The organism is Thioclava electrotropha (genome assembly GCF_002085925.2).
GTDB lineage: Bacteria > Pseudomonadota > Alphaproteobacteria > Rhodobacterales > Rhodobacteraceae > Thioclava > Thioclava electrotropha.
The window spans coordinates 2,145,989-2,166,703 of record NZ_CP053562.1; the positions used below are offsets into that span (position 1 = coordinate 2,145,989).

Here is a 20,715-nt window from a genome sequence, read left to right on the forward strand (position 1 = left end):
ATTTTCGTCCCCCCGTTTTGCTGGCCTGATGGAAGGCAGGAAAAAGCGCCGTGCTTGTGGGGGGTGACGGCGCGAGGCGAGGCACAGGGGTAAGTGCCGTCTCGTACAGCCTCCTAATGAGCCAAGCACCGGCGATGGGTGTGACACGGGACCGCGATGCGGCCCGATTTGGTCTTAGGGGGCTGACATGACGATCAAACTGGCCGGAGCCGATCTCGACTATCTGCTGCAACAAGCAAATATCCTGAACGATTATTCCCGACTGACGAGCGCGCTTGACCCGAACGGGGTGCGCGAAGTGTCGGGCTATAACAACAACCTCGCGGGCGGCTATACCGTCGGTGCGGATGGCACCATCGTCTGGACCGGCGGCAATGTGCATCCCGATTGGGGGCAGGCCGATACCGAGTTCCTGCGCATGTTCACCACCAACCACCCGACCGAGCCGGAATACGGCACCTCTTACGCCACCGTGCAGAAGATGTGGGTGACGCTGGTGCTGCCCGACAGCGAGGGCCGTCTTCCCGACGATCCCGATTATGTCGCAACCTCCAAGCAGGTGCTGGTCGACAACCCGATGTCGATGTCGCCCTCGATGTTCGTGGCGGATGGGGCAGGGAATATGCCCGGCGATCCCGATTACACGCCCACCGTCGATGCGATGTCGATGATGGTGGCGATGTCGGATGCGCAGGCGGAATACCAGTTCGGCACCGATGGCTCGACGCTCGACATTCTCAACAGCTCGGTCGTGGTGGATTCCACCCCGCGCCTGATCTCGCAGCTGATCACCAGCTCGAATGTCGACATGACCGACCCGAACTACAACCCGGCCGCCGTTGCCGCGATGAACAATCTGGGCGGCTCGGCCGTGGACGTGTCGAACTCCGTCGTGGGCGACATTACCACCGCCTTCATGCCGAACCCCGGCATCCTCGGCGGCGTGACCTATAACGAATGGTTCGTGGCCTTCGGTCAGTTCTTCGATCACGGGCTGGACTTCATCCAGAAGACCGGCGGCGTGGTGATGATCCCGCTGAGCCCGAACGATCCGCTTTGGATCGACCCCGCCGATCCGGCCTACATCCCCGGCGTCTCGAACATGATGATGTTGAGCCGCGCGAAGCTATCGAACCCCGATACGGATTTCGACGATCAGGGCAACCTGCTGCCGGGTGTCACGCCGCTCTACAACAACAATACCGGCCTGATGATCGACCAGAGCCAGACCTACGGCTCGCATGAGGCGGTCAACGTGCTGCTGCGCCAATACGATGCCAATGGCGTCCTCACCGGCAAGCTGATCACCGGGGCCGAGGACGGGATCGTCCATCGCCCGGATGCGAATGGCAATCTGGTGGAACTCGACGTCTCGACGGGGGCGGCAGTCGCACCCGATGGCACGGAGGTCACGGGCAAGGACGAATTGGCGACCTGGGCCGACATGAAGGTCAACGCGGCTCGGATCGGGATCGAACTGGTCGACACGGATGTGCTCGATTGCCCGTGGATCAACGCAGATGCGATCGGCCGGATGAACTTCACCCCGCAGAGCGATTTCCTGTTCCGCTCGGATCAGAGCATCGCCGACCTCGAAGCGATTGCCACCACGACCGGGATCGAGATCGGGGGCATGACCTACACCTCCTTCGCCGATGTGGCAGCTGCGGGCTACGACCCCTTCGTGCGCTGGACCCTGCAGGATGCGATGGAGGGCAAATGCGCCGCGGCCGATATCGGCGAGGTGCGCACCACCAATCAGGCGATCCTTCTGGATATCGCGCATGGCGCCGCGCCGGGCGCCGATTTCCAGGGCAATGAGCTCGACCCGGCGTCGGACACGAATGCGGGCGCCTTCACCTACGATGACGCGCTTCTGGCCCGTCACAAGGTCTCTGGCGATGGCCGTGTGAACGAGAACATCACGCTGACCTCGGTGCACCACGTCTTCCACGAAGAGCACAACATTCAGGCGCAAAACGTCATGATGTCGGCGGTCCGCGATGCGATCACAAGCGGCGATATCGACGGGCTGAACGGCACGGATGCGGCGAATGAGGGCTGGCTGGCGGTGGATATCGACCAGATCACCTTCGACAGCTGGGCCGGGACCGATCTGACCGACGACGCGGCAGTGCAGGCCATCGTCGACAGCCTCACCTGGGATGGCGAGCGCGTCTATCAGGCCGCGCGCATCATCACCGAGAGCGAATACAACCACATCGCGGTCGACCAATACATGGGCACGCTCTACCCGGCGCTGCCGGAATTCGTGTCCTACTCGGCCGATATCAACCTCAATATCAGCCTCGAATTCGCGCAGGCCGTGTTCCGTCTGGGCCATTCGCAGCTGCGCGAGACCGTCCAGATCGCAGTGACCGACGAGGCGGGCGTCAATCCGGGCGAGGCGGGCTACGTGCCGACCTATGTCGAGAAGGGACTCTTCGACGTCTTCCTCAACCCCGATCAATACGACGTCTATGGCGCGTCCGGGATCGCCGCAGGTTTGCTGACCCAGCAGGGCAACGAGATGGACGAATTCGTCACGGCCGCGCTGCAACAGTCGCTGGTGGGTGTGCCGCTCGATCTGCCCGCGCTGAATATCGCGCGCGGTCGCGATGTCGGGCTGCCGACGCTGAACGAGCTGCGCATGGAAGTCTTCGACGGGCTGACCCAGAACACCTCGAACAACACCAACGGCTCGGGCATCGCGCCCTATCACAGCTGGGAAGATTTCGGGGCGCATCTGCGCACGCCGGAATCGCTGGTGAACTTCATCGCCGCCTATGGGCGGGATGAGGATGGCACCTTCGGGCTGCAAGCCGCGCGCGACGCCTATCAGGCCGGCACGGGCGAGCTTTATGAAATCCGCGCGGCGGCGCAGGCGATCCTCGATGCCGCAGCCGATGCGTCCGATCCGCTGCATGACGAAGCGCTGATGTTCATGCGCGGTTCGGGAGAGCCGACCTATACGCCGGGTGTGGGCTGGTCGCTCTCGGGCGGGCAGGGCGATCAGGGCTTCTGGGATATCGACCTCTGGGTCGGCGGTCTGGCCGAACAGGCGATGTTCGACGGCCCGCTGGGCACCACCTTCAGCTTCATCATGCTGGACTTCACGCAGCGCCTGCAGGATGGCGACCGCTTCTACTACCTCTACCGGATGCCGGTCGGCCACCATCTGGGTGACCAGATCATCGGCGAGCAATTCGCCCATCTGATCATGCGCACCACCGGGCTGGAGCATATCCCGGACGCCTTCGCCACGCCCTCGGCCACCTATGTGCTCGACGGGACGACCTCGAATGGCGACTACCACGACAATGCGCGCGACGGTCTGATGGGTGTCGATGACGCCTATGACGACAACGACTACTTCAACGCGACGCTGGAGCGGCTGCCCGATGAGGTGCGCCAGATTGATGTCGGCAATGGCAGTTTCGAAGATCAGGTCATGGGCAACGGTGTCGGCACGACCAACACCAATGGCACCTATCTGAACGGCGCGCCGCAAGGTTGGCAGCTGACCAATGGCGGCACCTGGGCCCCTGAGACTGAGGTGCTCCCGGCTGACCCGAACCCGCCGGTGGATGGCGCGATGCTGAGCGGCGATCAGGTAGCCTATATGGGCAACGCATCGATCCTGTCGAAGACGGTGGAGACGCCGCTTGTCGAGGACGCGACCTACACGCTGACCTTCGACGTGATTGACCGGCTCGACCGAGATGCGACCGGCGGCGAGGCGAAGCTGTTCGATAGCAACGGCAACCTGCTGGGCTCCGTTATCTTCGACCCCCCGACCGAAAATGGCGGCAAGGTGACGGTGACCTTGGTGAGCGATCCGATCCCGGCGTCCTCGGCGGGGCTGGACCTGCGGATCGTGATCGAGAAATTCGATCTCGCGGGGTCGAACGACCAGATCCTGATCGACAACGTCCAACTCACCGAGAGCATCCCCGGCGGTCCGGCCAATGACGGCCATATCACGGTGATCGGCCTCTCGGGCGACGACTTCATCGTCGGGGCTCTAGGCGATGACGTGCTCTATGGCGACGAGGGCAACGACCGCATCGAAGGCGCACAGGGCAACGACCACATCTATGGCGGCGACGGCGACGACTACATCACCGATTACGAGAATGACGACTTCATCCTCGGCGGTGCGGGCAACGACACGATCTTTGCCGGGCCCGGTGTGCTCGATACCTCGCACGGCAATGAGGGCGATGACGAGGTCCATGGCGGCGACGGCATCGACGAGGTCTTCGGCGACGATGGCGATGACCGTCTCTATGGCGAGGGCGACACCGACCTGATGATGGGCGGTGACGGCAACGACTACATGGATGGCGGCGACAGCGTCGACGAGATGTTCGGCGGCAACGGCGCGGACTGGATGGTCGGCGGCGTGGGCGACGACAACATCAACGGCGGCTCGGGCAACGACCTGCTCGAAGGGGGGCTTGGCCCGACCGCGAACGATGGCGACCGTCTCAATGGCGACAGCCCCGCGCAGCTCAACCCGGTGATCGAGTTCAACGGAGACGGCACCGAGGGCGACATGGATATCGGCTCCTACGAGGACGCCTATATCAACGTGGTCGCGAACCTGCAGACTTCGAACAACGCAGGCACCGGCTCGGTCCTGATGGACCAGTATGCCTTCCTCGAAGGGCTTGTCGGTTCGCAATACAATGACGATCTGACCGGCGCGGATGAGAACGGCATCGGCTCGAACGGGATGAACAACTACCTCGTGGGCGGCGGCGGAGACGACCGTCTGACCGGCTTGGGCGATGGCGGAGACGAGACCACGGGGCAGGCCGATTTCATCTTCGGCGACAGCGTGATCGTGGACTCGAACCTCTACTGGATCGGCGACAACCGCCACGACCAGAGCGTGACCGTCACCGGCTTTATCGAGAACTGGTACGGCACGGGCGACACCCGCGTCCAGTTCTCGGACGGCTCGCTGGGCCATATCCTCGGCGATACCGGGACGGAGGGCACCGATACCGCGCTCTATACCGGCAACCGCGTCGATTACCGCATTGAGTTGATCGCGATGAACGGTCAGCAGGCGGTTCGGATCACCGATCTGCGCAGCGGCACCGACAACCAGGGCAACCCGGTCGCGACCGATGGGGTGGATATCCTCGTCGGCGTCGAATGGGCCGAGTTCGCGAATGGCGAGACGATTTCGCTCAATCCCGATCCGATGTCGGACATCATGTGGAACGCGACCGGCAGCAGTGGCGGCGGCACCATCGCCCGGCTGAGCGCGGATGTGCCCTTCGGCGGTCAGGCGACCTACGAGCTGCTTTCCGGTTCGCCGGAGGTGCGGCTTGGCGGTTTCAATGACGATCAGGTGCGCATTCAGGGCGGGCTTGGCGACAACGAGGCGCTCACCGCCACGATCCGCGCGACCGACGCGTCTGGTACGCAGGTCACCGAGACCTTCGATATCGTCACCGGCGATGCGACGGACGAGGTGATCGACCTGACCGGCGCGACGAATGACACCACGATCTACGGTCGCGAAGGCAATGACACGATTACCGGCGGGGATGGCAACGACACCATCGTCTGGAACGTGACCAATCTGCGTCGCAACCAGCCGGAACGGCCCGACGGGCGCGATTTCGTGGATGGTGGAGCAAATGGCACCGCGGGGGACCGCTTCGTCGTCACCGGCAACAACACCCGTGAGAACTTCGTGATCTATACAGTCGCGGCTGCGATGGCTGCCAATATCACGGTGCAGAACGCGGCCGCCGAAATCGTCATCACCCGCGATGGCGAGGTGATCGCCGAGCTTGCCAATATCGAGGAGATCACGATCAACACGCTCGACGTGACCGCCGATAACGGCAATGGCGGGCTCGACGGTGGCAATACGGGCGGGTGGCGCGGCGACAATGTCGAAATCGTCGGCGACTTCACCGGCACCAGCCTGAACTACTCGACAATCACGGTGAACGGCGATGATGGCGACGATGTCGTGGACATCTCGCAACTCGAATCCGATCACCGCATCGTCTTCCACGGTGGCGGCGGCGACAACGTTCTGGTCGGCGGAACGCGGTCGCAGGACGTGCTTGTCGATGCACGCCACGGCGCGCGTCCGGACAATACGAACCCGGACGGCTCGGATAGCGGCAGTGGTAGCGATGACGGCTCCGACAGCGCGATGCCCGACGGGCTGGTGCTGGTCGGCGACGACACCGCCGAGACCTTCATCGGCATGGAGGGCAATGACGTCATCTTCGCAGGCGGCGGCGCGGACAATGCGCTCGGCAACGAAGGCGACGACATGATCTTCGGTGACGGCGGCGCGGATCGTCTCTTCGGCGGCGAGGGCGACGACGTGATCGAGGCTGGCAAAGGCCGCGACATGGTCTTTGCCGATGACGGCGACGACACCGTGATCGCGACCGAAGACGACGGGGCCGACAGCTACTGGGGCGGGGAGGGCTCGGATACGCTCGACTACGCCGCGATCCAGGCCTCGGTCGAGGTCTATCTGGGCCACGGCACGAACGGCCACGGTCAGGTGATGATCGGCGAGACTGCGGATCAGATCTACAGCTTCGAGAATGTCATCACCGGCAGCGGCGACGACACGATCATCGCCAACAGCGCGGTCAACGTGATGGATGGCGGGGGCGGTCACGACACTTTCGTGTTCACCTCGGCGGCCGATGCCGATGGCGACCGGATCAACGGTTTCGCACCGGGCGACAAGATCGACCTGAGCGGGATCGACGCCGATCAGGGCGCGGCCGGTTCGCAATCCTTCGTCCTGTTCGCGGCGGGCGATTTTAGCGCCGCGGGCGAGCTGCGGGTCTCCTACGAGATGCGCGACGACGGCGAGCACACGATTGTCGCGGGCAATGTCGACGACGATCTGGATGCCGATTTCGAGATCGACATCGCAGGCCGTCACATGCTCGACGCCTCTGATTTCAACGGGGTGAACTAAGGGGGTAGCGCCCGGCGGAGGGGTCCGCCGGGCGTGATTTTTCAAAGTCTCAAGATCTTGGTGGGAGGATCACATGAGCAATGCACGTCGCCGTTTCCAAGCCAGCGAAGAGCTCGTCTCCGAACGTCTCGGCCGCTATCGCGGGCTGATCGTCTTTCTTCTCGGCCTGTCCTTCGTGATCAGCCTTCTGGCGCTGACAGGCTCGTTTTACATGCTGCAGATCTACGACCGGGCGCTGACCAGCGGCTCTGTGCCGACGCTGCTGGCGCTCTCGGTTCTCGCCATCGCGCTCTACCTGTTTCAGGGGCTGTTCGATGTGCTGCGCAACCAGATCCTCGTGCGCGTCGGCGCACGGATCGACAACCGCCTCGCGCCGCTCACGCATCGCGTCGCGATCGAGATGCCGCGTTTCGGCTATTCGACCTCCGAGGCTCTGGAGCGGGGCCGCGACGTCGACACGATCCGCAGCTTCGTCTCGGGGGCCGGGGCCATCGCGCTTCTGGACCTGCCGTGGATGCCGCTGTTTCTCGGCTTCGTCTATCTGCTTCACCCGCTGCTGGGGCTGATGACCATCGGCGGGGCCTGCGTTCTGATCACGCTGACCGTCATCACCGAAATGATGTCGCGCCGCTCGGGTCGGGAGCTGCAGAAGGCCTCCATCGCCCGCGCGATGATCGCCGACACCAACACGCGTAACGCCGATGTGCTGCACGCGATGGGCTTCGGTCGCCGCGCGGTCGAGCGGTTCGACACCGCCAATGCCGAGCATCTGCGCCTGCACGCGCGCACCAGCGACATCACCGGCACGCTCAGCGGCCTGTCGAAGGTCACCCGGATGATGCTGCAATCGGCATTGCTGGGCCTTGGCGCTTACCTGACCATCGTCGGCGAGCTGTCGCCCGGTGCGATCATCGCTTGTTCGGTGGCCGCGTCGCGCGCGCTGGCGCCGGTGGAAATGGCGATCGGCAACTGGAAGGGTTTCGTGGCGGCGCGTCGCAGCCATGCGCGGCTGCGCGACACGCTCGCGACGCTCGAGGATGACGACACAATGGTCGCCTTGCCCGCGCCGACCGAGAGCTTCACCGTCGAGGGGATGACGGTCGTCGCGCCGGGCTCCGGTGCAGTGCTGCTGGGCGACGTCAGCTTCGATCTGAAATCGGGCGATGCGCTCGGCCTGATCGGGCCCTCGGGCTCGGGTAAAACCACGCTCGCCAAGGGGATCGTCGGCATCTGGCCGCTGCTGCGGGGCCATGTCCGCTTCGACGGGGCGGCGCTCGATCAGTGGCGGGTGGACCTTCTGGGCGATCATATCGGCTACCTGCCGCAGGAGGTTTCGCTGATGGAAGGCACGGTCGCCGAGAATATCGCGCGCTTTGCCCCCGATGCGACGGATGCGGATGTCGTGGCGGCGGCGAAGGCTGCGGGCGCGCATCAGACGATCATCCATCTGCCCGACGGCTACCAGACGCAGCTTGGCCCCTTCGGCACCTCGCTTTCCGCGGGCCAGCGTCAGCGCGTCGGGCTTGCGCGCGCGCTCTATGGCGCGCCGTTCCTCGTGGTGCTCGACGAGCCGAACTCGAACCTCGACGCCGATGGCGAAGCGGCGCTCAGCGCGGCCATCGCATCGGTCCGGGCGCGCGGCGGCATCGTCGTGGTGATCGCGCATCGCCCCAAGGCGCTGGAATCCGTCAATCTCGTGGGCTTCGTTCAGGGCGGCAAGCTGGTGGCCTTCGGTCCGAAAGACGAGATCGTCAATCGATCCGTCGGGCTCAAACCGCTGCCCAAGGGCAAACGCCCCGCAGCAGCGGCGGAGCTGGGGGACAGCATCGAGCAGGCGGTGGGCTGAGCCATGGAACAGGACAAGCTCAAGCTCGGTATCCCGGATGACGAAGCGGCCCTCGCGCCGATACAGAAATACCGTGCGCCCGAGCGGCGCTCGGTCTGGCCCGGCCGCGTGGCGGTGGGGCTGGTAGCCCTTGCCTGGGCGGCGCTCGCGCGCAAGCTCTTCGGCACGGATGCGGCGCAGGCGGAAGGTGTTCAGGACGGCCCGGCCCACCCCCGGCAGATCCCGACGCCCCCGCCGGCCCGCAGACGCCGAACGCGCATCACATCCCCGAAATGGGGTCGAGCGCGGCACTGGCGCAAGAGGAGGAGCAGCCCGATCCCTTGCCCGACAACGTGATCCTGTTCCCGGGCGCAAATCCGGCACCTTTCGCGCTCTCTCCGCAACGCTGGCACGCCAAGCACAAGGCGACGGTGGATGCGCAGGACGATACGCTGTTCTTCCCCGAGTCGATCGAGGTGAAGGAGTTCGATTTCCCGAAAGTTCCGGTCTTCTCCTCGACCCGTGCCGCGGCGCGCAAGGCGCGCGAGAGCGGGGACCGCGCGCCTGATGAGCCCCGTCCGCCGGGTCCGGCGCCCGAGGTCCCGCGCAACCGCGCGCCCGAGACGAATGGCCCGGTGCGCCTTTCGCCCGGCCGGCGCGACGAGAGCTTTTTTATCGTCGCGGCGGTGCTGCTAAGCGGGGCGAGCGATCCCGACGGCGACCCGCTCTCGATCCTGTCGATGCAAGCCCAAGGGGGCGAGGTGATCGCCCATGGCGAGGGCGAATGGCTCATCAAACCCGATCTGGGGTTCGAGGGCGAGTTGGTCATCACCTACGACCTCAGCGATGGCGAGCTGGCAATCGGCCAGACCGCGACGGCGCTGATCCTGCCGCCCGACTATCATGACGTGATCGGCACCGCCGAGGCCGATCTGCTGCTCGGCACGCCCGACCGCGACGCGATCCGGGGCGAGGCGGGCGACGATATCCTCTATGGCCGGGAAGGCGACGACATGCTCGACGGCGGCGATGGCTGCGACGTGCTGATCGGCGGTGTGGGCGCGGATGTCATCTATGGCGGTGCCGGCAATGACACCGTCTTCGCTGGCGCGGGCGACGATATCGTCTTCGGCGAGGCGGGCGCGGATGCGCTACATGGCGAAGACGGCAACGACTATCTCGACGGCGGCATGGGCGCGGACAGCCTCGATGGTGGCGCGGGCAACGATACGCTGATGGGCGACGAGGGCTGCGATCTGCTCGACGGGGGCGCAGGCGAAGACCTCGTCTCCGGCGGCGCGGGCGAGGATCGCATCGTGGTCGCAGAGATCTCGCAGGCCTCGGGCGACAACTACGATGGCGGCGAAGGCTCCGACACGCTCGATCTCAACCGCATCGCGGAATCCGTCACCGTCGACCTGTCTGCCGGGACGATGACGAGCGCTGCGGGCGAGACGACGCTCGTCAGCATCGAGAACGTCACCTCCGGCGCGGGCGACGATCAGCTGGTCGCAAGCGATGCCTGCAACCTCTTCGCCGGTGGCGCGGGAGAGGACGTCTTCGTCTTCCGCTCGCTCGCCGCGATCCAGAACGCGGGCCAAGGCCATGACCGCATCACCGATTTCGAACCCGGTGACAGGATCGACCTCTCGCAGATCGACCCGTTGGGCGAAGGCTATGGCGAGATGCGCCTGTTCTTTGCAGGCGCCACCGGCGAGGTTCCCGAGGCGCGCGGCGGCGTTTTCGTAGCCTACGAGATCGAAGACGGAGACGACGCGCATGAATTCACCGTCGTGAAAGCGAAGCTGAGCGCGCAGCACGAGGATGGCAGCATCGAGGATTACGATTTCGAGATCGAACTCGACGGCCATCTCACGCTCGAAGAAACCAATTTCCTGTTTGATTGCGACGTGCCCGCCTGACGGGCTGCGCGCGAATTTTTGGTGGGGGGAAACCGAAAATGACAAAGACTCACAACGATCCGGCCCTGTTCTCGATCCGTGCGCGCATCCTGTTCGCGACGGCGTTTCTGGGCGCGCTGATCCTCGTCTTCGGGGGCTGGGCGGCGCAGGCGAAACTCTCCGGCGCGGTGATCGCGCAGGGACAGGTTGCGGTGAAATCGCAACTGAAGGTCGTGCAGCATCCCGATGGCGGCGTGATCCGCGATATCCGCGTCGAAAACGGTGATCTGGTGCAGGCGGGCGATGTGGTGGTGCTGCTGGACGATACGCAGCTGCGCTCGGAACTCGGGATCGTCGAGACCCAGATCCGCGAATTCACCGGCCGGCGCGCGCGGTTGATCGCGGTGCGCGACAGCGCGGCCGAGATCGTGTTCCCGGACGGATTTGAGACCGCCGAGGAGACCGCCGCGATTGCCGATGGCGAACGCCAGCTTCTGGCGCATGACCGCGCGATGCAGGATTTGCGTCGCGACCAGCTTCTGTCCCAAGTCGACCAGTTTGACGAGGAAATCCGTGCGCTCGAAGCGCAGCGCCAGTCGAACGAGATCGAACGCCGTCTGCGCGGCGAAGATCATGACCGGCTGCAGAAGCTGCTGAAGAAGGGCCTGACCGAGAAGGGCGCGATCACCGAGGTCGAGCGTGACATGGCGCGGCTCGATGGGGTCTCGGGTGAAATCGAGGCCAATATCGCGCGGGTGAAGGGCCAGATCAGCGAGTCGAACCTGCGCATTCTCGAACTCGACCATCAGGCCCGCACCGCTGCGCAAAAGGAACTGCGCGACATTGACGCCCAACTGGCCGAGCTTCACGAACGCGCCGTGGCCGCGCGCGACCGACTCTCGCGCACCGAGATCCGTGCGCCGATTGCGGGCGTGGTGAACGAGCTGGGCGTGCATACGGTGAACGGTGTGATCGCACCCGGCGAGCGAGTGATGGCGATCGTGCCCGATGGCGAGCTGATCGTGGAGGCGCGGCTGCGCACCACCGATATCGATCAGGTCATGCCGGGCCAATCGGTGCGCCTGCGCTTCACCGCCTTCAACCAACGCACGACGCCGGAAGTGGCGGGAGAGGTGCGCGTGGTCGCTGCCTCGGCGACGAAGGACGAAAGCGGCGGAAGCTATTACCTCTGTGCCGTCGCGCTGACCGAAGCGCCGGTGCTGCCCGACGGGCGCGGCCTGCGTCCGGGGATGCCGGTTGAGGTGTTCTTCCAGACCGGAGAGCGCACCGCGATCTCCTATCTGCTCAAGCCGGTCGCCGATCAGGTGCAGCGCACGATGCGCGAGGACTGAGGCTCAAACTGGGGCGGGCCTGCGTCCGCCCTGCGTTTCAAATCAGTTCAATTGCCCGGTTTCGCCGCGCCTTTCGGCACCAGATGGGTGATCCCCGCCGCCGCCGCGCGTGCCAGCGCTGGATCCAGCGACATCGGGATATATTCGCCCGAACGCCACAGCTCCGACAGGTCGTCATAATGGCGGCTCAGCGGATGGCCCGATTGCCCGGTCGAGATGATGAAGACCGAACTGTCGGGATCCGCGAAATCGAGCACTTCGCGATAACCCGCAGCATGAACATTGGCGAAGCGGTCAGAGCCGTCGCCGCCCTTGGTGCGCCCGCGCATCAGGGTGAAATCGCCGCCCGAGGTCGATTGCCGGATATTCACGAACCATTTCAGCCCCGGCACCTTGCCCAGCACCTGATTGTCCTGCTCGGCGATATGCGCGTCGCCCCAGCGCCAGCTCTCGATATTCGGCCCGTATTTCTTCGACAGATCCAAAAGCGCGGCATCAAGCGACTGCCGCGCGATATCGCTGCAGGTCTCTTTCGGAGCCGACTGGATGATGTCGCACCAATGGCTCGCACCTTGGGTGTCGCGGAAGACCCGCTCGATGAACAGGGGCTCCAGATGGTCGAATTTCTTCGCCAGCGGACCCAGCTCGTCGCGGATCAGCCGGTTTTGCAGTTCGCGCATCCAGGCGGCGTAGATCAGCGGCTCGGGGAGGTGCTCGGACATTTCGCCATCCCAGCTCGCCAACATCTCCAACGCACGCTGGCGCATCCGCTCGGGCGTGCCGGCGGGGGCGGGATCGCCAGTATACCACAGGTTCGCGCCCACCAGCGGCAGCAGACCGCGCGCGGCAGGCGACACCGTGTCGAGCTGCGCCGAGATGAAGCTGTCGCGCGAATGCACCTCGCGCTCGCCCATCAGTTTCGACAGGCGCTGAATGCGCTGCGTGTCGCCCCAGTGGAACGAGACGTTATAGGGGAAGGGCCGGTCCACCGTCTTGTTGTTCGTGTTCACGACGATGCCGCTTTTCGGCTCGACGAATTGCGGATTGTCCTTGAAGGGCAGGAAGCCTTTCCAGCGGTTCTCGGGTTTCCAGCCCGCGTTCGGCATCCGGCCCTGCGTGTCATTCGCTCGGTCGCGCAGCGGGATTTTCCCGGCCGTGACCAGCGCCACCCCGTCCTTGTCGGCCAGCGTGATGTTCTGCGCGGGTGCGACGATCTTCTTCGCCGCATCCATTGCCTGCGGTATCGAATGCGCCCGCATCAGGTCCATCGCGCCGGTCATCGTCGTGTCCTGCGGATCGAAGGCGGTCCAGCTGAGCGAAATCACCGAATGCGGCGGCGTGACCGTCGCCAGATCGAAATGGCTGCCGGGCAGCACCGGGCCGTTATCGGTCCAGCGCAGGGTCAGCGTGACCGGCTTGGCGTCCTTCACCTCGACGATCACACGCTTGGTCTTGAAACGCTTCCAGCCGTCGGGCGTGCGGTATTTCGTTGGATCGTCGGGATCGATTTCTTCGATATGCAGGTCCTGATCGTCGACATAGGCCGTGGTCAGCCCCCAGCCCAGATTCTTGTTGCGCCCCGACAGCACCAGCGGCATCCCCGGGATCGTGCCGCCAATCACGCCGCCCGATTGCAGTTGCAGCCGTGCGAGATACCAGATCGAGGGCGCCGTCAGACCCAGATGCGGATCGTTGGCCAGAAGCGCGCCACCCGCAGCCGAGCGGTCAGGCCCCGCGGCCCATGCGTTCGATGCCCCGGCAGAGCCACGTGCGGGGAAGGGAGAGAACGCCCCCGGCGCCCCGTTCTCGGCCGTCTGAATGCCCTTTTGCATGGTCGGGAACAGGCTCGCGTAATCGGGCAGGGCAGTGGTGGCCTGTTGCGGATCGTCGGGCATGACGTCGCGCACGAGGTCTTTGCCGACGAGCGACACACGGGCGCGCAGCACCTCGTCTTGCAGCTGGTTCGATAGCTGCACCGCCATCAGCTTCATAATCGCGAGCGAATCCGCGGGCGTCCAGTAGGAGATCTTGCTGTCGAAGAGGAAGAATTCCGGCGCGCCGCGCCCCATCGCGCCCTCGTTGACGATCTCGATCCACTGGTTGACGCCCCGCGCATAGGCCTCGAGCGCGGCCTTGGTGTAATCGTCCTGCGAGGACACCGAGTCGACCGCCGCCTGATACAGGCCCATCCGTCGCATCAGCTCGTCGGTTTTCAGCGTCTCCTGACCGAACACTTCCGACAGCCGCCCCTGCACCGTGCGGCGCATCAGCGTCATCTGCCACAGCCGGTCCTGCGCATGGGCGAGCCCCAGCGCGAAGAACGCATCCGGGTCGTCCTTGCCGAAAATATGCGGCACGTCCTCGGTGGAGCGCACGATCTCCACCGGGGCGGTGAGCCCGGTGACTTTATAGGTCGCGTCGTAATCAGGAAGCGAGCGCGAGGCGAAGAAATAGATCAGCCCCCCGACGAGCACCACACCCACGATCGCGGCCATGATCAGCCGAACGCCCCATCGAAATGCCTTATACATCGAGCCCTCTGCGCGCCTCACCCGAAATCCCGCCTCCCGGCGCATGAGTTGACGCGCCCGGTTGGCGCGTTAGTAGTTGAGCCCGACGCTACAATCAACGCGCTCGCGCTACACGGGGCGCGGTTTCGTATTCACGCAAGGGAGAGGTCGATGGCGAAAGTTGCATTTCTGGGGCTTGGGGTGATGGGCTATCCGATGGCGGGGCATCTCGCATCGGCGGGCCATGAGGTCACGGTCTATAACCGCACGGCCGCCAAGGCCAAGAAATGGGTCTCCGAACATGGCGGGTCGGCCGAAGCGACCCCGCGCGAAGCCGCGAAAGGCGCGGATTTCGTGATGTCCTGTGTCGGCAATGACGACGATCTGCGCGAGGTCTGCCTCGGCAAGGATGGCGCGTTCAAGGGCATGAAAACCGGCGCGGTCTTCGTCGATCACACGACGGTTTCGGCTGCCGTGACCCGCGAATTGGCGGGCGAGGCGGCGGGCCATGGCGTGGCCTTCATCGACGCCCCGATCTCGGGCGGGCAGGCGGGGGCCGAGAACGGTCAGCTGTCGGTCATGTGCGGCGGCGACGCGGCGGCCTATGACAAGGCCGAGCCGGTGATCGACGCCTATGCCAAGATCTGCCGCCGTCTGGGCGAAAGCGGCGCGGGGCAGGTGACCAAGATGTGCAACCAGATCGCGATTGCGGGTCTGGTGCAGGGCCTCGCCGAGAGCCTGAACTTCGCCGAGAAGGCCGATCTCGACATCGCCGCCGTGGTCGAGGTGATCTCGCAAGGTGCCGCTGGCTCGTGGCAGATGGCGAACCGCTACGAGACCATGGCGAAGGACGAATTCGACTTCGGCTTCGCGGTGGACTGGATGCGCAAGGATCTGGGGATCTGCCTGAAAACCGGCGACGAGATCGGGGCCTCGCTGCCCGTCACGGCGCTGGTCGATCAGTTCTACAAGGACGTGCAGGCGATGGGCGGTAACCGCTGGGATACCTCTTCGCTGATCGCGCGCCTGCGCAAACTGGGCTGAGCGGGCAGGGCGGCGGGCCATTGGGTCCGCTGCCCGCCCTTGCCGCTTCGGCGCCTGGCCCCTAAACCTGCGCCATGCGCATCCTCGAGAACATCATCAGCGACCGCGGCTCGAAATACGCGGTCTCGGGCGGACCTTGCGCCTCGGAAGAGGAGGCCAAGGCCTTCGTCAAGGAACTGTGCCGGAAGAAGAAATACGCCAAGGCCACGCATAACACCTGGGCGCTTCTGACGGCGGAAGCCCCGGTGAAGAACGACGATGGCGAGGCGGGCGCGGGAATGGTGATCCTGCGGATGCTCGAGCGCGAAGAGCTCTACGACCATATCATCGTCGTCACCCGCTGGTTCGGCGGCAAGCATCTGGGCGGCGACCGCTTCCGCCATGTGCAGGAAGCGGTTCGCATTTACCTCGAAGATTTGCGCGCGGGCTGAAGTGCGCCGCTACCGCAGCGCCAGAACCGGGATGTCCGACGCAGCCGTGCCGGAGATCTGGCCCACAGGCTCGGCCACACCGTTCTGGCTCAACGCCTTCGCAAGATCGGATGCCAGCCGCCCCGCCGTCGACCCGTCGCTCGGCACCAGCCCGTCATCGCGAGTAATCGCCCCCATCCAGAGCCGCGCACCGGATGCATCGGTATAGCGCGTCTGCCACAGCCGAAGCCGCGGCAGCTTGTCGGTCGCGTCGCCATCCGGCACGCGGGTGAAGCCAAGCCCGCTCGGCTCGTTCTTCCAGAACAGCGGCGCAAGCGCAGCGCCGGGGCGCATCGTATCGCGCACAGCCCCGAAGGCCGCTCCCGCCAGCGTCTTGAGCGTCACCGCATCGGCGCGTTGCCAGCCGATCGCGCTCAGCGCCGTCGTGATCTGATCGGCGTTCGTCGCCCATAGCGCTACAGAGAGCGGGAACTGTTGATCCGCGTCGAGTGTCTGCGCCATCAGCGGCGCGTCACGCAGCGCCTGCGGCTCGGCCCCTTCGGAGATCACGATCAGCGGTTGCGCCACGGGGGGCGGGTTCAGCGCCTTGGAATAATCGCGCACGCGAACCATCGTGAAGCCCAGAAGAGCCAGCGTCACGACGCCGATCACGCCCATTTGCCAACTAGGCCGCGCGCGCGGTGCCCCGGCCCATCGCGGATACAACCACTCGGCCACGGCGATGCCCACCAGCAGGCACATCGCGCCGAGAAGCCAGCCGCCCATCACATCGCTCAGGTAATGCTCGACGAGATAGAGCCGGCTCAACCCGATCAGACCGGCGACCAAGGCCGCCAGAAAGCTCGCACTCAGCGCCCCGAGCCGCGTCAGCCGCCAGAGGAGGAAGACGAGCATCCCGTAAAAGGCGACCGAGAGCGTCGCGTGGCCGGAGGGGAAACTGCCCGAGGTTTCGTGGAAATAGCCCAGGATCGAGCGCGGCCGCCCGAAGCTTGCCTTCAGGATGATCACCGAGATCAGGTCCAGCCCGAGCGAGACCACGAGCCCCGCCACCAGATCGAACCGACGCAGCCACGCGAGCCAGATAAGCGCCAGCACGAGCAGCGCGGCCACGAGCTGGGTATCGCCGAGCGCGGTGATCCAGGTGAAGATCTGAATGAGGCCCGGCGTCCAGAACAGCCGCATCAGTGCCGCCAGCCGCGCGTCGATCTGCACGATCGGGTCGCTTTGCAGGAAGTCGAGCGACAGCCCGACCAGCACCGAGGCGAGGTAGAGGAAGGCGAGTGCCAAAAGGCTCAGCGGCAGGCCGGAGAACTTGCTGCGGTCGAGCCTGCGCGCGATCCAGGCTGCCGTTTTCGGATGGCGCCCGCCCCAGCTGTCGACGCGGGGGTGGCGGGCGATCTCGTCCATCAGCCCGCCTGCCATTGCGAGGAGATAGGGCACCGCCCGGTCGAGCCGTCTCAGAACCCAGAAGAGCAATGCCGCGATCACGACGAGCCCCAGCAGGAACAAGGTGTTGCGTGTCATCATCGGGCCGAGCTTGGTGAACCCCGCGCCAAGCGCATACCCGAAGCCGACATGGAAAATCGCGTAAGGAAAGCCGCTCAGCAGGTTCCAGATCCGGAAGCGTCGCGTCTCCATCCCGGCGAGGGCGGCAGCAAAGGGCACGAAGCCCGCCACGGGGCCGAGAAACCGCCCCATGACGATCGCGAAGCCGCCATGGCGCGCAAATAGCTTCTCCGCGCGGCGATAGGCGGCCATGCCTTCGACATTCCAGCGCCCGAGCATACCGCGTCGCGCGTGGCGACCAAGCCAGAACGTGGCCTCTCCGCCGAGGACCGAGCCGATCGCTACGAACCACAGAAGGTCGAGCAGGTCGAGCATCCCCTGCTGAACCATCACGCCGCCGGCATCGACAAGCAGGGTGCCGGGCAGGAAAATCCCGGTCGGCAGGAAGGCCTCCAGCCCCGCCGCCGCCCCGATCACCCAGTAGCCGAAGATCCCCAGGGCGGCGAGATTCGGGAGCACTTGGTGGATGGCGTCTAGCATTTCAGTCCTTCGTCAGCAGATTGCGCGCGCCGCCCGAGATCAGCAGCGTGATTTCGGTGAGCGCGAGATAGGGGGAGGTGCCGGGCGGGAGCGCGACATAATGGGGCCGCCATTCGGGCCGGAATTTCTGTTTGAAACGCCGTAACCCTTCGAAGTTATAGAAACTTCCCCCATGACGATAGATCAGATTGCCAAGGCGGCTGGTCAGCCGCGCAGAGGCACGGTCGGGCAGGCCTGCCAGCGGCGCGAGGCCGAGGCTGAGCTCCGTCGCACCGCGATCTCGCAGCGCCTCGATCAGGCCGATGAACAGGAATTGCATGACGCCGTCAGCCGCCTCCGGGCGGTACCGCATCAGGTCTATCGCGAAACGCCGTGCATTCGGCCCGCCCAGAAGGTTCGCGAAACCGAGGATCTCACCGCCGCGCCGGATCAGCGCGATCTCGCAATGGTTGAGGTAGCGCGGATCGAAGCGGCCGATCGAGAAGCCTTTCTCGCGGCCTTTTTGGCCCGCGAGCCACGCGTCGGACACGTCACGGAGCGTCGCGATCAACTCGTGCGCGTGCGGCGGGGACGCGATCTCAAGCGTGAAACCCTCGCGCAGGGCGCGGTTCTGCTCGGCCCGCATCGTCTTGAATTTCGATCCCGTGAGCGAGAATTTCTGAAGGTCGACCACGGCCTCTTCGCCGATCTTGTGCAGCGCGTAGCCCATCTCGATCCAGAGCGGCAGGTTCTTCGTCGAGACCTCGTAGAAGACGGGGGTGAGGCCTTCGCTCACCGCGCGTTCGTGAAACTCCCACGCCAATTGCCGCGCGGTCTCGGGCGGGCCGACGGGATCGCCGAGCACGACCCGCATCCCGCCGCGCTGCGCATACATCAGGAAGGCCGAGCGGTCGGGCGAGAACATCACGCATTTGTCGCCCGTCAGCGCGAACCAGCCTTGCGGCACGTCTTGGGAGGTGAGGATTTCAGCGACCGCGACGTCCTGTTCGGGATCGACGGAAAAGGTGAAGCGGCGCATCGGGCGCAGCGTGAGCCACAGGAGGAACCCAAGCAGCAGCGCGCTGATCAGGAGCCCGGCCCGGAGCGCCCGTGGTGTGGGTGAACTCGCCGTGAAATCGAGCCAGAGCGCGTTGGAATACGGATGCGCCGCATAGGCGAGGAAGAAAAACACCGCCGCGGAGGCCACCATCCCCAGAATCACCGCGAACCACAGGGGGCCGTAGCCGCCCTCGGTCAGAGCGACCCGACGGTGAAAGGCCCCGCGGAACGGCAGCAACACCACCGCGGCGAGCGACAGGACGACCGCGTTGTCGATGTCGAGATCGGCCGCCAAAACCGAGATCACGCCAAGCACCAGCCCCGCAAGTACCAGCCAATAGGCAAGTCTCACCCGGCGCACCAAGCCATGCGACAGCACGATCAACAGCACACCCGCGAGGGCACAAAGCTGCGTGCCGCCTTCTGCGAGAACCGCCGTGATCAGCCCCGGCTCGCCGCCTTGTCGGCCCAGCACCGGCATCAGCGCGACGATCACCATCCAGAAGCCGAGGCCTAGCACTGCGACCCCGGCGATCCGGGGGGCGAGCCCCTCAATGCCGCTGATCACCGGGCGCATCGGCTCTGATATTTCGCCAAAGACGCGCGTAGCCCAGCCGCCGGCAAGCCGCGCCTCGTTCAGCGAGACCACGACGAAGGCGATCACAAAGGGCAGCAGGAAGTAGATCATGCGGAAGGCCAGAAGGCCCGCTGCCGCCTCGCCCAAGGGCACGCCCGCGGGCAGGGCGGCGATCACCACCGTCTCGAACACGCCGACGCCGCCGGGCACGTGGCTCAGGATGCCGACCATGCTGGCTGCGGCGTAGATCGCGACAAAGCTCGCAAACGGCGGGGTGCCTGCGGGCATCAGGATCCAGAGCGCGCCAGCCGCCATGGTTGAATCGAACAGCGCCACGGCGAGTTGCCCCACGAGGATGCGCGGCGCGGGCATCGCGATCTCTCGGTTCCGAATACGCAGGGCGCGCCCGGTATAAGACAGGTAGAACGCCCCGCCCAGAATAAGAGCCGTCGCGGCCAAGGCCCCGATACGGATCACTGGCTCGGGCGCCGAAATTACGCCTGCAAGGGCTGCCGGATGCACGGAAAGCGCCAAAACGCCAACCATCGTAAGCCCGAGGCCCATGGCGAGCGCGATATAGGACGACAGCGCCGCGACCTCGAAGGCGTTCAGGCCGGCGGCGGAATAGATGCGGTAGCGCACGGCCCCGCCCGAGATCACGCTGATCCCGACCGTGTTGCCGAAGGCGTAGCCCAGAAACCCGCCAAGCGCGACGGTGCGCAGCGGCAGCTGTTTCCCAAGGTAATGCAGCGCCCAGAAATCGTAACCCACCAGCGCTAGATAGCCCAAAGCGGTCGCGCCCACAGCCGCACCGAGCGTGGGCCACGGCGTCGCCTTGATCTGCGCGATCACCTGATGGACGTCGATGCTCGCAAGAAGATGATGCAGCGCCCACAGCCCCATCAGGAACAGTAAAAGTCCAAGCCCGATCGGCCAGAGAATTTTCACGCGCGACTGGGGAGGGGCAGTTTGCGCCGGATCAGCGAGAGCCATCTTATATTTCCACGTTTTT

General features: G+C 65.1%; 10 protein-coding genes. 7 read left to right on the forward strand and 3 right to left on the reverse strand.

The window, feature by feature from the left end:
• Positions 1-187 precede the first annotated feature (187 nt).
• From AKL02_RS10245 to AKL02_RS10265, 5 genes are all read left to right on the forward strand, one after another.
• Complete coding sequence (locus tag AKL02_RS10245; RefSeq protein WP_083079302.1) at positions 188-6,979, forward strand: peroxidase family protein; 6,792 nt, start codon at positions 188-190, stop codon at positions 6,977-6,979.
• A 73-nt stretch (positions 6,980-7,052) separates the two neighbouring features.
• Positions 7,053-8,825 carry a type I secretion system permease/ATPase gene (locus AKL02_RS10250; protein ID WP_078520660.1) on the forward strand — a complete coding sequence of 591 codons (1,773 nt, stop codon included), beginning with the start codon at positions 7,053-7,055 and terminating at the stop codon, positions 8,823-8,825.
• 3 nt (positions 8,826-8,828) lie between these two features.
• Positions 8,829-9,161 carry a hypothetical protein gene (locus tag AKL02_RS10255; RefSeq protein ID WP_198453177.1) on the forward strand — a complete coding sequence of 111 codons (333 nt, stop codon included), beginning with the start codon at positions 8,829-8,831 and terminating at the stop codon, positions 9,159-9,161.
• Entirely contained in the window at positions 9,146-10,726 is a 1,581-nt protein-coding gene (locus AKL02_RS10260; protein ID WP_198453178.1) for a cadherin-like domain-containing protein, read from the forward strand. The genes AKL02_RS10255 and AKL02_RS10260 overlap by 16 nt, the downstream gene beginning before the upstream one ends.
• Positions 10,727-10,764: 38 nt before the next feature.
• Positions 10,765-12,057, forward strand: a complete 1,293-nt coding sequence (locus tag AKL02_RS10265) for an HlyD family type I secretion periplasmic adaptor subunit (RefSeq protein WP_078601441.1) — start codon at positions 10,765-10,767, stop codon at positions 12,055-12,057.
• Positions 12,058-12,104: 47 nt separating this feature from the next.
• Here AKL02_RS10265 and AKL02_RS10270 read toward each other — a convergent pair whose 3' ends face one another.
• Positions 12,105-14,588, reverse strand: coding sequence for a penicillin acylase family protein (locus tag AKL02_RS10270; RefSeq protein ID WP_083076796.1), 2,484 nt, complete (start codon positions 14,586-14,588; stop codon positions 12,105-12,107).
• A 48-nt stretch (positions 14,589-14,636) separates the two neighbouring features.
• Between AKL02_RS10270 and AKL02_RS10275 the strand changes: the two genes are divergently transcribed.
• Both AKL02_RS10275 and AKL02_RS10280 read left to right on the forward strand, forming a co-directional pair.
• Entirely contained in the window at positions 14,637-15,611 is a 975-nt protein-coding gene (locus AKL02_RS10275; RefSeq protein WP_269780165.1) for an NAD(P)-dependent oxidoreductase, read from the forward strand.
• Positions 15,612-15,685: 74 nt separating this feature from the next.
• A complete protein-coding gene (locus AKL02_RS10280) occupies positions 15,686-16,042 on the forward strand; it encodes a YigZ family protein (RefSeq protein ID WP_078550384.1) in 357 nt (118 codons plus the stop codon).
• A 9-nt stretch (positions 16,043-16,051) separates the two neighbouring features.
• Here the strand turns inward: AKL02_RS10280 and AKL02_RS10285 are convergent, their stop codons facing one another.
• Positions 16,052-18,088, reverse strand: a complete 2,037-nt coding sequence (locus AKL02_RS10285; protein WP_083076802.1) for a bifunctional DedA family/phosphatase PAP2 family protein — start codon at positions 18,086-18,088, stop codon at positions 16,052-16,054.
• A 1-nt stretch (position 18,089) separates the two neighbouring features.
• A complete protein-coding gene (gene mprF, locus AKL02_RS10290; RefSeq protein ID WP_083076805.1) occupies positions 18,090-20,696 on the reverse strand; it encodes a bifunctional lysylphosphatidylglycerol flippase/synthetase MprF in 2,607 nt (868 codons plus the stop codon).
• Positions 20,697-20,715: the final 19 nt, after the last annotated feature.